A 14115-nucleotide genomic window follows, 5' to 3' on the forward strand; every position below is an offset into this window, starting at 1 on the left:
CGCATGGGCACCATCACCGTCTCCAACCTGGGCAAGGCCTACAAACAGTACCCGACGCGCTGGGCGCGTCTGGCCGAATGGCTGATCCCCTTTCAACCCCAACGGCACACCCTCAAGTGGGTGCTGCAGGGCATCAACTTCACGGTGAACCCGGGAGAAGCTGTCGGCATCATCGGCATCAACGGCGCGGGCAAGAGCACGCTGCTCAAGATGATCACCGGTACCACTCAGCCAACCACCGGCAGTGTGCGCATGACCGGCCGCGTGGCTGCCATGCTGGAGCTGGGCATGGGCTTCCATCCCGATTTCACCGGGCGGCAAAACGCTTTCATGGCCGGTCAGCTGCTCGGCTACTCCGTCGAGGAAATCGCACGGTTGATGCCCGGTATCGAAGCGTTCGCCGAAATCGGTGACTACATTGATCAACCCGTACGGGTCTACAGCAGCGGCATGCAGATGCGGCTGGCCTTCAGCGTGGCCACGGCGCATCGGCCCGACATCCTGATCGTGGATGAGGCGCTATCGGTGGGCGACGCCTATTTCGTCCACAAGAGCTTTGCCCGGATCAAGCAGTTTCGCGAAGAAGGCACCACCCTGCTCATCGTGAGCCACGACAAGGGCGCCATCCAGTCCATTTGTGACCGGGCCATCTTGCTCAACGCAGGCCGGCTGGCCATGGAAGGCGAACCCGAGGCTGTGATGGATTACTACAACGCAATGCTGGCCGACAACCAAAACCAGTCAGTCCAGACAGTGCTCAGAGACGATGGAAAAATACAGACCGTTTCAGGCACCGGTCAAGCAAAAACAACACAAGTATCTTTGCACGATCGGAATGGAAACCCGGTTGAAGTCGTCGATGTGGGGCAAGAGATTATTCTGCGAATTGATGCCTGCACGACGAGCGACATTGAGCAACTGGTCATGGGCTATGGCATCAAAGATCGCTTGGGCCACGTCGTGTACGGCACCAACACGCATCTCAAGGGTCAGGTTCTCACCAAAGTCCGGTCAGGTACGAAGCTGAGATATGAGGTTCGGTTTCCTGCCAATCTGGGGCCGGGGACCTACTCCATTCAGACCGCGCTCACCAGCTCAGATACGCACCTGATCAACAACTATGAATGGAAGGACCTTGCGCTGGTCTTTTCTGTCGTCAATATCAACAAACCTCATTTTGCCGGACTTGCCTGGATCGACCCCACCATTGAAGTGGAGCTTCTATGACGTCGTATCGAGATGGCCTAGACCACAGTTCAAGGCGTTACCCTGGATACGTTGCCTACAACCTGAGGCGAGCGACCTGTTCACGGGCTGACCAGAATAATCTGAGGGCGCAAAGAAGAATGTCTTGGCACTCTCGAACTGAATACAGATGGAAACTGAAGGATGCGATCAGAAGCTGATTCGCACACACGACCCCGGATGACTTCTAACGGGCACCCAACAATTGCTGAGGCCTTAGGTATCTCCAAACCACCTTCCCCAACTTCATCACGGACTTCATGAAAACCGCAATCATCACCGGCATTACCGGCCAAGACGGCGCCTACCTCACCGAACTGTTACTGAACAAGGGCTACGTCGTCTACGGTACCTACCGCCGTACCAGCTCGGTCAACTTCTGGCGCATCGAGGAGCTGGGCGTTCAAAACCACCCCAACCTGCACTTGGTGGAATACGACCTGACCGACCTCGGCGCGAGCATCGCCATGGTGCAGAAGGTCCAGCCCGACGAGATCTACAACCTGGCGGCTCAGAGCTTTGTGGGCGTCAGCTTCGAGCAGCCCAGCACCACGGCGCAGATCACCGGCATCGGGGCTCTGAACTTGCTGGAGGCGATTCGCCTGGTCAACCCCAAGATCCGCTTCTACCAGGCCAGCACCTCCGAGATGTTTGGCAAGGTACAGGCCATTCCGCAGGCGGAAGACACGCCCTTTTATCCCCGCAGCCCTTACGGCGTGGCCAAGCTGTATGCACACTGGATGACGGTGAACTACCGCGAGAGCTACGACATCTTCGGCAGCAGCGGCATTCTGTTCAACCACGAAAGCCCGCTGCGCGGGCGCGAGTTCGTCACTCGCAAGATCACCGACGGCGTGGCCAAAATCCAGTTGGGCCAGCTGGACTGCCTAGAGCTGGGCAATCTGGATGCCAAGCGCGACTGGGGCTACGCCAAGGAGTACGTGGAAGGCATGTGGCGCATGCTGCAAGCCGACGAACCAGACACTTTCGTGCTGGCCACCAACCGCACGGAAACCGTGCGCGATTTTGTGCTTATGGCGTTCAAAGGCGCAGGCATCACAGTGGACTTCCGCGGGCAGGCCGAAAACGAAACCGCGGTGGACAGCGCCACCGGTAAGACCGTGCTGCGCATCAACCCGAAGTTCTACCGTCCGGCTGAGGTGGAGCTGTTGATTGGTAATCCTGAACGTGCCAAGGCCAAACTGGGGTGGAAGCCAACCACGACACTGGAACAGCTTTGCCAGATGATGGTAGATGCAGATCTACGTCGCAATGAACAAGGATCGTCGTTCTAGACGGCCCAATCAACTAGTGCGAACAACATGGCAAGAAAAAATATAGAAATTGGACGGACATGGAGCGCTCATCTCTGAGCGTGATGTTTTGATGAACCATATCTATCGCAATAGACTCGACATTCGCGTCGCTTTTGAATCAGGACTAAGGCGTGATGCGCAGCAGATTTCTGATGAAGACACTTCGACTACTGCCTTGAAAATCAATCAAGACACCGCCGAATCAAATCACGAACCATGCCAACCAAATCAAACATCAACGCCATCAACAACAAGAGCCATGGTTCGAAAAATTGCACAGTTCGGATATAGGCTACTTAAGCCAATCCTGAGGCCGATTGCCTTTCGAGTGAGGCACTATTTAATCAGCGACCTCCACCAAGAAATACAAAAAACATCTGCCGCAATGGCGGCGCAAATTCAGCAGAAAATTGAAAATGAAGCCGCAACAGCGACTCGCGAAACTCAAAACGAACCCCACCACCCATCTCCAGCTACAACTCTTAAAATTCAGCAAGATATTTTAAGAGCATCGAATGCGACAACCCTGGAAATCAGACGAGAACTCCAAAAAGTATCAGCGACTTTGCTAAAAAATCAGCAGATGCTGAATGATATTTTGATACCTCGCCTCGGTCGCATCGAGCAGTACGCTGCCGCATCTGCTAGAAGAGTCGCGGTCAATTGCGACGTGGGTGAAATGCTGGTTAGAACTGAAGTTGGCTTCGTTCTCTGCTCTGCATCGGATCACGCATTGATTTCAAGTCTGCTTGAGAGCGGCGAGCTAGAGCCAGGAACAAGGCTGCTGATTCAGAAATTCCTGAGGCCTGGTGACCTCTATGTTGATGTTGGTGCCAATATCGGAATGCACACGCTAGCTGCGGCGCGTGCCATGCAGGGGCAGGGAAAAATCATTGCCTTTGAGCCGTTCGAACAGACAAAACGGATGCTCGAAAAATCCGTGTGGATGAATGGCTTTTCGAACATGACAACCATCTATCAAGCGGCTGTCTCCAACACCACTGGTCATCATGAATTTTTCATTGGGGCCACGAGCGGACACCACTCACTTTTTTCTTTGGACCATACCCCAAACCACCACCAAAACCCCATTGAGGTTCCCCTCCTCAGACTCGACGATACCATTGCCCCGGGTCAACCCATCAATCTCATGAAAATCGATGTTGAGGGGGCCGAACTCGATGTTATCGAGGGGGGAGCATCCATAATCACCAGCAATCCGGATATAGCACTGATTGTTGAGTTTGGCGCCTCGCATTTGCGTCGAATCGGGCGCACCCCAGACCAATGGTTCGAGTCATTCAGCAAGTTGGGGCTGAACCATCGGGTAATCAACCAGGATACAGGCATGCTTGAATCGTTGTCGATTGCTGAACTGACGAAGGTTGAGTCTGTTAATCTGTTCTTTGCACGCGAGAATTCAGCGGCCTGGAAACGACTGTCATGAGATCCGATATTGTTGTTGTTGGTGCAGGTGGCCATGCCAAAGTTTGCATCGAGCTTCTCAGGTCGATGGGAGAGAGCATCGCCTGCTGTGTGGGTGGCTCGGACAGCCCCGACCTGTGTCTGGATGTCCCGGTCCTGCGTGGTGACGAACACCTTGTTTCGCTACGTGCGAAAGGTCATTTCAGGCTCTTCGTGGCCATTGGTTCGAACCGCCTCAGAGAGCGACTAGGCACTATTTGTGTCGGTCACGGCTACCAGTTGGTCAACGCCATCAGTCCACATGCCATTATTTCACCAAGCGCCAAACTAGGGCGTGGGGTTGCGGTGATGGCTGGTGTCGTCATCAATGCAGAATCGGTGATTGAGGATCTCGCCATCATTAATACGGGAGCGACAGTCGATCACGACTGTCGGGTCGGTCAGGCTGTGCACATCGCACCGCAATGTGCATTGGCCGGGAATGTGACTATTGGAAATCTGAGCTTTTTGGGTGTCGGTTGCAAAGTTATTCCTGAAATCCAGATTGGGGAACACGTGACGGTTGGAGCTGGTGGAGTTGTAATTTGTCATATCGGGTCGGGTGCTACTGTGGTTGGCGTACCGACAAGAGTTCTTAATAGTTAATTGCCTAGGAAAAAGCATGAACCGAATCTCTGTTGCCCAACCCAAAATGACTGGAAACGAGCGCAAGTATGTACTTGATTGTCTCGATACCAACTGGATTTCCTCCAACGGCAAATATATTGGCGCTTTCGAGGAAGCGTTCGCAAAATTCTGTGGTGCTAAGCATGCCATTGCCGCAAACAATGGAACAACCGCCTTGCATCTGGCCATGGTGGCAATGGACTTGAAGCCGGGCGATGAAGTGATCATCCCGACGGTAACGTATATCGCGACCGCCAATGCGGTGCGTTATTGTGGGGCGACACCTGTGCTGGTCGATGTGTGTGCAGACACGATGAACATAGACCCTGCTGACATCGAACGGAAAATCACTTCGAACACGCGCGGCATCATTCCCGTGCATCTTTACGGTCATCCGGCAGATATGACTGCAGTGAACAGGATCGCCCATAAACACGGACTGTGGGTCGTTGAAGATGCGGCAGAAGCTCATGGCGCGGAAGTGAACGGACAAAAGGTCGGAACCCTAGGGACGTGTGCGACGTTCAGTTTTTTTGGCAATAAGATCATTACCACTGGAGAGGGGGGAATGGTCACCACTGACGATGATGCGCTTGCGGCCAAGCTGCGCCTTTTTCGCGGACAGGGTATGGACCCCAAGCGCCGTTATTGGTTTCCGGTGATCGGGTACAACTACCGCATGACCAATATTCAGGCCGCGATTGGTCTGGCTCAGATGGAAGGCATTGAGAAAGCTTTAGCCGATCGCGAGCGTCTCGCCAAATGGTACGACGAGGCACTCAGCGAGCTAAGAGATCAAATCATCCTCCCTGTGCAGGCAAGCTGGGCCAAGCAGGTTTACTGGATGTACAACGTCTTTTTGCGCGACGGCGATGCGAATCGGCGAGACCATGTCATGCACCATCTGGATGAGGATGGAATCGAGACTCGTCCTGTTTTCTACCCAATGCACATCCTTCCACCCTATCTGCAGGATTCATCTTATCCGGTTGCCGACTTATGGTCACAACGGGGCATCAATCTACCCACACATCTGGACCTGACGAGAGATGATGTGGACCGGATAGCCCGGAGCCTCGCCGGGATTCTCTGCAAAAAATGAAAATAGCACTTTGCTCTACGTTCGTCCCCTTCATCAACGGAGGAGCACGAAATATTGTGGAATGGCTTCAGGCGATGCTTGAGGAACAAGGGCATCAGGTAGAAAGAATTTATCTTCCCGAGGTCGATGCGCCTGACTTGCTATTCCAGCAGATGATGGCCTTTCGCTGGTTGGACTTGGAAATGGCCGACAGGATCATCTGCTTTCGGCCTCAAGCTCACCTAATCCCCCACCCGCACAAGATTCTCTGGTTTATTCATCATATCCGTTCTTTTTATGATTTGTGGGACAGCCCATATCGCGGATTTCCGGACGATCCGAAACATCAAAAAATTCGAGAGGCACTGCATCGTGTCGATGATGGGGGACTGCGCGAGGCAAAAGCGATTTTCACCAATAGTCGCGTGGTTTCCGATCGCTTGAAAAGCTTTAACCGAATCGGCAGTGAAGTTCTGTATCCGCCGGTCTTTCGACCCGAACGTTTTCATTGCGAAGGCTTCAATGACGAGATCGTCTACATTTGCCGAGTGGAACATCACAAACGCCAGCACCTGCTTATCGAGGCTATGTACCATACCCGAACACCGGTGCGTCTTCGACTATCTGGTACATGTGCAGGGGCAGACTATCCGCGAAATCTCTCTCAAAGAATCCTTCAGTTAGGGCTAGCTGATCGTGTCCATCTCGATAACCGCTGGATTAGTGAAGAAGAGAAGGTTGATCAACTCGCAAGTTGTCTTGCTGCGGCATATCTCCCGCTAGACGAAGACTCCTACGGCTATCCGAGCGTCGAAGCCAGCCATGCCTCCAAGCCGATCTTAACGACGTCAGACTCCGGTGGCGTGCTTGAACTTGTTCAGGATGGCATCAATGGTTACGTCACCGAACCAACGCCCGAGGCGCTGGCTGAGGCCATGGATCGGTTGTTTCTCGACCATGCCAAAACTAAAGCCATGGGCCGAAACGCTCGAGACAGACTGGTGGAGTTGAACATTTCCTGGACGCATGTATTGCAAAGGCTACTGGCGTGAAAGTGCTTATCGTCAACAACATGGCTCCTTTTGTTTGGGGTGGAGCGGAGGAGCTTGCAGCTCATCTTCAGAAGAATCTGATCGTTGCCGGGCATGACGCCGAGATTTTGCGTATTCCATTCCAGTGGGAGCCGCCAGCAAAAATCCCTTCCCAGATGCTGATGGTGCGTGCTTTTGAACTATCCAATGTCGACCATGTAATTGCCCTTAAATTTCCGGCCTATTTGATACGCCATCCAAGAAAAACACTTTGGCTGGTACACCAGTATCGCCAAGCGTACGATTTACTTGATCAAGGCCTATCAAATTTACCATCCAACGAGTTTGGGAATGCACTACAGAGAGTGGTGCAGACTGCTGACGATGAAAGCTTTCTGGAGAGTAGAAAAATATTCTCCATCTCAGAAGTTACCCGGCAACGCTTGCTGCAGTATAACGGGGCAGATTCTATCGTTTTGCCTCCCCCTATAAATAACAAGGAGCTTTTTTCCCCAGGAACTTCCGGCGGGTACATATTCGCTGGAGGTCGGGTGAACGCGATGAAGCGTCAACATCTATTGCTAGAGGCAATGATAAACTCAGACAAAAATGTTAGGCTGCTAATTGCAGGCCCGCCAGATACACCAGCCGATGCGGATAGACTAACAAAATTGGTATCCGACAACAATCTGACCGATCGGGTCAAGCTTGATTTAAGATTTTTGCCGCGCAAGACCTATGCAGACTATGTCAACAACTCCACAGCGGTGGCTTGCATCCCATTTAATGAGGATTATGGCTATGTTGCCATAGAGGCAGCTGCAGCCGCAAAACCCATCATTGCGACAAGTGATAGTGGCGGCATTTTGAGCTTCGCCAAGCACGAAGTCACTGGTTGGGTGGTCGATCCGAATGTAGACGCACTGGCATCCGCTATGAACACCGTTTTTAAAAACACCGAGCGCACCAGGGAATATGGATTTGCCGCCTTACAACTCATGGAAAGCCAAATGAATGAATGGCCGCAGATAGTCGATAGACTCGTATCATGAATCTAATAATTTTTACGCCTGCAAATACCGGATCTGCTATTGGTCGAATGGCGGCCTTGGTAACACATGAACTGGTGGCGCAGGGATGTCGGGTAACGGTGGTACGGACCGAGGTCAAGCCACTGCTAACAACCAATACGCACGATTTCGGTACGCTGATCATCCCTTGGAATGACGAGGCCTTGGTTTTAGAGCTCATCCTGAATGCCGATGCCATTATTTATCACATAGGCGATAATTTTGATTTTCACGAGGGCGGCGTTCGCTGGCTTGCTGATTTTCCAGGTCTGGTCTGTTTACATGATTTCTTTCTGGGTCATCTTTTCTACTGTTGGGCAGAGAAATATCGTTCTCCGGCTCAAACCGTATTAGAGCACTGGTATGGAATAGAAGCAGCAGGACAATTTTTCGGCTTTCCTGATGGTGAATCGTTCATCGAAGGCACCCGGGAGATCACCCCCATGACCGAGTGGATCTGTTCGCAGGCAGATGGCGTGATAACCCACAGCCACTGGGGCTGCGACCGCGTGCTGAATTCATGTTCGGGCCCGGTACGGGTTGTCCCGCTGGCCTATGATGCCCCAATCAGGGCAGCCAATGCATCTGACACCGCATCTGCCGAGGCCATAACACTGAAACTCTTAACCATCGGAAATGTGAATTCGAACAAGCGTGTTTCGAGTGTAATTCAAGCGATTGGACGTAGCCATTTACTGAAGCAGAGGGTGACTTATCGTCTGGTCGGGGCCGTGAGCCCCGACATGAAGACCACGCTTACTGAGCTGGCGGCCCAACTCGGTGTGAAGTTGCTCATTTCCGGCCAGGTTGATGATGAAAAATTGGAGTACGTCATCACCGAGAGTGATGTCATTAGCAGCCTTCGCTGGCCGGCCTTAGAGGCCGCCTCTGCTTCAGCGATTGAGGCCATGCTGTATGGCAAAGCAGTGATGGTCACTGACACTGGTTTCTACGCAGAAATTCCGGACCCATGCGTTATCAAGATTAAGCAGACCGACGAAATCGGCCATATCCAATCATCCTTGGAAGCACTGCTCGAAGACCAAGACCGGATCCTATGCATTGGGACCGAGGCTCAACACTGGGCGTCCCAGACCTTTACAGCACAGAACTATGCAGAACAGTTAATCGATGCCATTTCGCATATTTCCAGAACCACACCAGCAAAAAACGCCATCAACAATTTTTGCAAAATACTCCAAGGCTGGTCAACAGATGGACTCCTGCTGAGTACGGATGAATTGATACATCCTCTACATATTTTCGAATCAATCAACCAAGAGATGGCAACGAAAGAGGGTCCAGAAAATTGCTGAAGCGTGGCAAGAGGTTTTCATCAAATTGACCGACAGCTTAACCTAGGTCGTACTGAAGTGGAATAGTATTCCGCGACCATGCTTGCCCAGCGTCGCGGAGCGGGTTTTCAAAAAATCCGGCCCATTTTCAGGTTTGAACGTAATTATCCGAGTGAGGGCATCTGTTTTGAAAATTTCGCACGGTTTGCAGGAAAACGGGATTGTCGTTGGCAATGTGTTCGACAAATACGAGTCCCGCAATCCACTGGTGCGCGAGATCATGCGCGGGTTCAACAGCGGTTTGGCCGCTCTGGTCGCCCAAGCCGCTCCTGCCAACGTTCATGAATTGGGTTGCGGGGAGGGCCACTGGGTGCTGGAGTGGGCCCGGCAAGGCATCTCTGCCCGAGGCAGCGATTTTTCCGAGAAGATCATTGCCATGGCCCGGGACAATGCCGTCAGCGCCCAGTTGGACCCAGGCATGTTCTCCGTGCGCAGCATCTACGATATTGCGCCGGACACGGACAGCGCCGATCTGATCGTTTGCAGCGAGGTGCTGGAGCATCTGACCGATCCCTTGGCCGGTCTGGCTGCCATCCAGAGAGTGGCCAGTCGTCACGTCATTCTGACGGTGCCGCGCGAACCCCTATGGTGTGCCATGAACATGGCGCGTGGCGCCTATGTCCGCCACTGGGGGAACACACCGGGTCACCTGCAACACTGGTCGACCCGCCAGTTCATAGCGCTCGTCGAGCGCTATTTTGAGGTGGTCGCGGTCAAGACCCCGCTGCCCTGGACCATGTTGCTGTGTCGGGTGAAAGACTAGGCGGGTGATCCATCGCCCTCACCTCAAACACTGGTTTCACACCGCCAGTACCCTGCTGGCGGTGGCTGGGGCAGCCTTTGTTGTCTTGAAGATTGCAGAGCACTCGGCGCAGATAGACGTTTCACATTTTGGTGCGTCCACCTGGGGTGCGCTCACCCTTTTGATGATCGCATACGGCGCCTCCAATGCCTTTTTGGCCCGAGCCTGGTGGCAACTGCTGAACTATTTGGAGCTTCAGGCGCCATGGCCATGGGCGCTGAAGACCTATGGTGTGTCTCAAATCAACAAGTACATACCCGGCAACATCTTCCATTTGGCGGGGCGCCAAGCACTTGGTATGTCTGCGGGCATGGCCGCTCGTCCGCTGGCACAGTCGGCCCTGTGGGAGCTGGTCATGCTCGCCCTGTTGGGTCTTCTGTATGGTGCGCTGGCGACCCCACTGGGCTGGCCACATATGCCCGCCGCCGCCGCAATCGTCTTGTGGGCATCGTTGCTGACGTGTGGATATGTCGCGCTCCGCCGCCTCGGCGCCAGGCCGCTTGCCCAGGCCATGTGCTGGCAAGCCAGCTTTCTGATGATGTCGGGCGCTGTCTTCATCGCGGTGCTTCTGATGAGCAGCCAGACATCGGCTGTGGCCTACTCCGCGCTGCCCTCGGTATGTGGCGCCTATGTGCTGGCGTGGCTGGCGGGCCTCGTGACTCCTGGGGCTCCGGCTGGAGTGGGGGTGCGCGAAGCCGTGTTGCTGCTGTTGCTCGGCGGGCTGTTCACACCAGCAGATTTGCTTGTAGCGGTAGTCCTGGGGCGAGTGGTGACGGCCTCAGGTGATCTGTTGTTTTACTTGTACGCACTTTCCACCAGGACAAAAGCCCATGACCACGCTTGAACACCCACGCACCAACCATCGTGCCCTGATGCTGTTGCTGCTGGTCAGCACTTGGGGCTTGATGCTGGTGATTCACGGTGCCGTGCCGTTCCTGCTGACCCCCACGCTGGGTCAGGCCGTCTGGTCCACTGGTTTTTCCCAGTCGTTCGTCAACCAGTCGCTGTGGACGGTGTACGCGACCAACTTCGGGGCCCCAGAACCTGCAGCCATGGCATTCGGTTTGCCCGGCGCTTGGCTGACCGCCCTATACATCCAACTGGGCCTGCAGCCCCCCGATGCGTACAGCGCCATGGTGGCCAGTTGGATGACGCTGGCCATGGTGTCGGCCTACGCGATGGCACGGCACTTTTCGGTCAAACCCGCCTTGGCGGTTTTGGCGGCCCTGGGGTGGATGAGCATGCCCGTCACCTGGGCACACGCCGACTATTCCATGCTGTCCATCGGCATTGCCTTGCTGCCGATGTATCTCCTCTGCTCGTTGAAGTTGTTCCAGCAATGCGCGCCAACCGGTGATGATTCGATTGGCAACCACATCTTGTGGAAATTGGCCTGTCCGGTGGTGTGCATCCTCGCAGTTTTCATGGATGGCTACAGCTTCATGTTTTTTGCGATTGGGGCAGGTCTGCTCGGTAGTTGGTGGTGGCTAAAAGCCGACCCCATTGGGCGAAGGCGTCTTGCCCTGGTGGCACTGCCTATTCACGCGCTCAGCCTGCTGGCAGCCTATCTGCTTTACAGCGCCTTCGTCGGCAAGTCAGGTTACGCACCTGCATCTCTGGACTTCTTCCGAGGCTGGGGTGCCGATCTGACGTTTTTTGCCTGGCCCACACTGGGTATGCACTGGCTGCCTGATGCATTGGGTTGGAGTGTGGAGCGCTCCGATCAACAGTATTTTGGTGACACCTCCGTCTGGGTCACAACCTTCTCCTTTCCAGTGGTCGTCGGATGCATCTGGGCAGCGTGGTGCATGGTTCGCATACAGAACGCGGCTATGGGTTTCCTGGTGATAGCGCTTTTTGGTTTTTACATGGCACTGGGTCCATCGATCAAGCTGAACTCGGTCAAAACCGAGAGCGCAAATGCAGGCAGATTGATGCCGGCCGCGGCAGCTCTGGCGCCCACTGGCTCGGGAATCCTGTCCGAAAAACTCCCCGGGTTCAACAACATGCGTGCGAGCTACCGCTGGACAGCCTTGGGCGTGTTCGGCGCATGGGGGGTGCTACTGCTTGCTCTGTCAACGCGCAATCAACCTGGCTCCCAGCGCTTCGCGATCGCGCTGATGGTCGGGGTGATTGTTCTCAATCTGCCCAACCTGCCAAAAAAATGGACTCGAGACGCACATAACCGCTCAATGTTCTTCCAGATCGAAACGGATCTGGTTGATGACATGCGCAAATTTTTGCGCGATGGTGAGCGGGTGGCCTTCCTCCCCTACCGCAACGATTTCCTGGTCAACTACCTTGCCGCACGGCTGAATATCACCAGCTACAACATCGGGGGCGACAAAAATCTGGAAAGCGCAAAGGACCACTGGCCCTACTGGATGCGTGACTTTCACCAAGGACAGATCGACGGGCAATTCGCAAGGCGTGTCGCCATGTTGCTCTCCAGCAGGCAAGCCGACACTGTGGTATTTCCTTACAGCGATATGCAGTGGGCTGCACAGTGGCCATATCCTCACGAGTTCAAGGATCAGCTACATTCCATTGCGCAGGCACTTGAGCATCTGGACGTGTTCGAAATCATCAAGCGTGAGCACTACACAGCCCTGCGCCTCAAGCAGGAATATTTGAACTGGCCCAAAGCAGAGTTGATGGGCAGAATTCTTTTGATTGCATGTGATGCATCTCCATGCCAGAAGTCGATTGAATCTGGCGAGGCACCATCCACGATGCATACATTTCTCACGGAAGGTTGGTCGATTCCAGAGCCATGGGGGCAATGGTCCGCAGGAAATAGCGCCAATGTGCTCTTGAATATTGGAGCACATTCACACAGCGATCTTGAGCTACAGATCACCGGTCGGGCATTTCTTATACCCGGCAAACTTGATCAACAACAGATTGATGTCTTCTTTGGCAATAGAAAAATAGGGCAATTGAACTATGCACTACCAAATGATGCCACACCATCAACAAAGACAATCCAGATCCCTAGAAATCTATTGTCCGACCTTACGATCAAGGATGAGTCATGGATCATGCTTACTTTTCTATTTAAAACACCAAAATCCCCAGCAGAACTGGGTATATCCGGTGATCCACGCCCTCTTGCGCTTGGACTGATGTCATTGGCTCTGCGCGAAAGACCCATGTCAACGCCAAGCAGATAAAGCAGCTGCCTGCTGATTAGCAGCATCGCAATTGGGGTTTGAGCACAAGCCAAAGGGCGGCTTCGTGCAACAAACCCCTTGAGTTCTCTCAATTATTATTTTGCACTGAACCCGACCTGATGCAATGCCGTTCTTTCCGCAGCAGACTGGCTTGACAAAAGCTGCGTGTAAGCAGCTTCAAGCGCAACCAAGCGCCCCTCAATTTCAGAGGTTTTTGCCATTTTGGTTTGACGCTTGACTTCCTCCAACTCGATCCTCTGGCGACGAATTTCTTCGTCTTGCTGCTTCACCGCCTCGAGCAGCACAGCCACCATGGCAGAGTAATTGACAGCTCCGGGAACTCCACCATCCATCTCCACCAACTCGGGATAGACTTTCGCCACCTCCTCCGCGATGAGGCCGATCGAAGGGGCTCCGGTTTCTTTCCAGTTGAACTTGACGCCACGCAATTGCTTCAAATTCTCAACTGAATTGGTCAGCGGAAGCACATTGTTTTTGAATCGAATGGAACTGGTTTGGGCAAACGCAGGAGCACGAACCACCCCGGTAAAATGTGTCTCCCCACCCGATGTGATGGTCATCCTTCTTGCCGCGGCACCACCTGTGGATGAACCGAGATCGTTGATGATGAATTCCCCATTTCCGGGAGCCGAAGCATTCACACCCACCACAAAAACCTTCATAGGGGTGTAACTCGAATCGGTACGCGCGATGATAAAAGCCGCCGTATCCATTGGACGATCCATGCGGAAAACGGCGTTGGAACCGCGAAGGTGCAACAGGCGATCGGGTGTAGCGACACCAATGCCGACGCCGGTGGGCTCCACATAAAGCTCATTGGCATGAACGCACCCTATCGCGGCACCGGCCAATGACAAAGCGACCAAACTCTTTTGGGTGATTCCAGCAATTTTCATAAGACCTCCAGATTGTCCAGTTAAATGATATTCA

Annotated in this window: 12 protein-coding genes; 11 read left to right on the forward strand and 1 reads right to left on the reverse strand. The window is 53.7% G+C overall.

Annotation, left to right across the window (positions count from 1 at the left end; translation table 11 throughout):
- The first annotated feature begins 3 nt into the window (after positions 1–3).
- The 11 genes from HTA01S_RS22030 (at position 4) to HTA01S_RS22070 (ending at position 13164) form a co-directional block, all read left to right on the forward strand.
- On the forward strand, positions 4–1227 hold the full coding sequence (locus HTA01S_RS22030; protein WP_068175313.1) for an ABC transporter ATP-binding protein: 1224 nt from the start codon (positions 4–6) through the stop codon (positions 1225–1227).
- A 278-nt stretch (positions 1228–1505) separates the two neighbouring features.
- Entirely contained in the window at positions 1506–2540 is a 1035-nt protein-coding gene (gmd, locus tag HTA01S_RS22035) for a GDP-mannose 4,6-dehydratase (RefSeq protein ID WP_068175315.1), read from the forward strand.
- Positions 2541–2631: 91 nt separating this feature from the next.
- A complete protein-coding gene (locus HTA01S_RS24930) occupies positions 2632–4008 on the forward strand; it encodes an FkbM family methyltransferase (protein WP_084236467.1) in 1377 nt (458 codons plus the stop codon).
- The gene (locus HTA01S_RS24935) at positions 4005–4631 is read left to right on the forward strand and encodes an acetyltransferase (protein WP_084236468.1); all 627 of its coding nucleotides are present in this window, start codon (positions 4005–4007) and stop codon (positions 4629–4631) included. The genes HTA01S_RS24930 and HTA01S_RS24935 overlap by 4 nt, the downstream gene beginning before the upstream one ends.
- A gap of 16 nt (positions 4632–4647) precedes the next feature.
- Positions 4648–5754, forward strand: a complete 1107-nt coding sequence (locus HTA01S_RS22045) for a DegT/DnrJ/EryC1/StrS family aminotransferase (RefSeq protein ID WP_068175319.1) — start codon at positions 4648–4650, stop codon at positions 5752–5754.
- Positions 5751–6785: a glycosyltransferase family 4 protein gene (locus HTA01S_RS24940; RefSeq protein WP_084236469.1), complete on the forward strand. Its 1035-nt coding sequence runs from the start codon at positions 5751–5753 to the stop codon at positions 6783–6785. Before HTA01S_RS22045 ends, HTA01S_RS24940 begins: the two co-directional genes overlap by 4 nt.
- Entirely contained in the window at positions 6782–7816 is a 1035-nt protein-coding gene (locus HTA01S_RS24945; protein WP_084236470.1) for a glycosyltransferase family 4 protein, read from the forward strand. The genes HTA01S_RS24940 and HTA01S_RS24945 overlap by 4 nt, the downstream gene beginning before the upstream one ends.
- On the forward strand, positions 7813–9150 hold the full coding sequence (locus HTA01S_RS24950) for a glycosyltransferase (RefSeq protein WP_084236471.1): 1338 nt from the start codon (positions 7813–7815) through the stop codon (positions 9148–9150). The genes HTA01S_RS24945 and HTA01S_RS24950 overlap by 4 nt, the downstream gene beginning before the upstream one ends.
- Before the next feature lie 166 nt (positions 9151–9316).
- Positions 9317–9952, forward strand: a complete 636-nt coding sequence (locus HTA01S_RS22060; RefSeq protein WP_068175324.1) for a class I SAM-dependent methyltransferase — start codon at positions 9317–9319, stop codon at positions 9950–9952.
- 4 nt (positions 9953–9956) lie between these two features.
- Positions 9957–10835, forward strand: coding sequence for a hypothetical protein (locus tag HTA01S_RS22065; protein ID WP_068175326.1), 879 nt, complete (start codon positions 9957–9959; stop codon positions 10833–10835).
- Positions 10822–13164: a hypothetical protein gene (locus HTA01S_RS22070; RefSeq protein ID WP_157572234.1), complete on the forward strand. Its 2343-nt coding sequence runs from the start codon at positions 10822–10824 to the stop codon at positions 13162–13164. The genes HTA01S_RS22065 and HTA01S_RS22070 overlap by 14 nt, the downstream gene beginning before the upstream one ends.
- 95 nt (positions 13165–13259) lie before the next feature.
- Here the strand turns inward: HTA01S_RS22070 and HTA01S_RS24955 are convergent, their stop codons facing one another.
- Positions 13260–14081: a tail fiber domain-containing protein gene (locus tag HTA01S_RS24955; protein ID WP_084236472.1), complete on the reverse strand. Its 822-nt coding sequence runs from the start codon at positions 14079–14081 to the stop codon at positions 13260–13262.
- Positions 14082–14115 lie beyond the last annotated feature (34 nt).

The sequence above is a fragment of the Hydrogenophaga taeniospiralis CCUG 15921 genome, from assembly GCF_001592305.1.
GTDB lineage: Bacteria > Pseudomonadota > Gammaproteobacteria > Burkholderiales > Burkholderiaceae_C > Hydrogenophaga > Hydrogenophaga taeniospiralis.

Coding starts and splice junctions, on each gene's coding strand:
- HTA01S_RS22030 (WP_068175313.1), top strand. CDS start 4: ATGGGCACCATCACCGTCTCCAACCTGGGCAAGGCCTACAAACAGTAC.
- HTA01S_RS24935 (WP_084236468.1), top strand. CDS start 4,005: ATGAGATCCGATATTGTTGTTGTTGGTGCAGGTGGCCATGCCAAAGTT.
- gmd (WP_068175315.1), top strand. CDS start 1,506: ATGAAAACCGCAATCATCACCGGCATTACCGGCCAAGACGGCGCCTAC.
- HTA01S_RS22045 (WP_068175319.1), top strand. CDS start 4,648: ATGAACCGAATCTCTGTTGCCCAACCCAAAATGACTGGAAACGAGCGC.
- HTA01S_RS24930 (WP_084236467.1), top strand. CDS start 2,632: ATGAACCATATCTATCGCAATAGACTCGACATTCGCGTCGCTTTTGAA.
- HTA01S_RS24950 (WP_084236471.1), top strand. CDS start 7,813: ATGAATCTAATAATTTTTACGCCTGCAAATACCGGATCTGCTATTGGT.
- HTA01S_RS22070 (WP_157572234.1), top strand. CDS start 10,822: ATGACCACGCTTGAACACCCACGCACCAACCATCGTGCCCTGATGCTG.
- HTA01S_RS24955 (WP_084236472.1), bottom strand. CDS start 14,081: ATGAAAATTGCTGGAATCACCCAAAAGAGTTTGGTCGCTTTGTCATTG.
- HTA01S_RS24940 (WP_084236469.1), top strand. CDS start 5,751: ATGAAAATAGCACTTTGCTCTACGTTCGTCCCCTTCATCAACGGAGGA.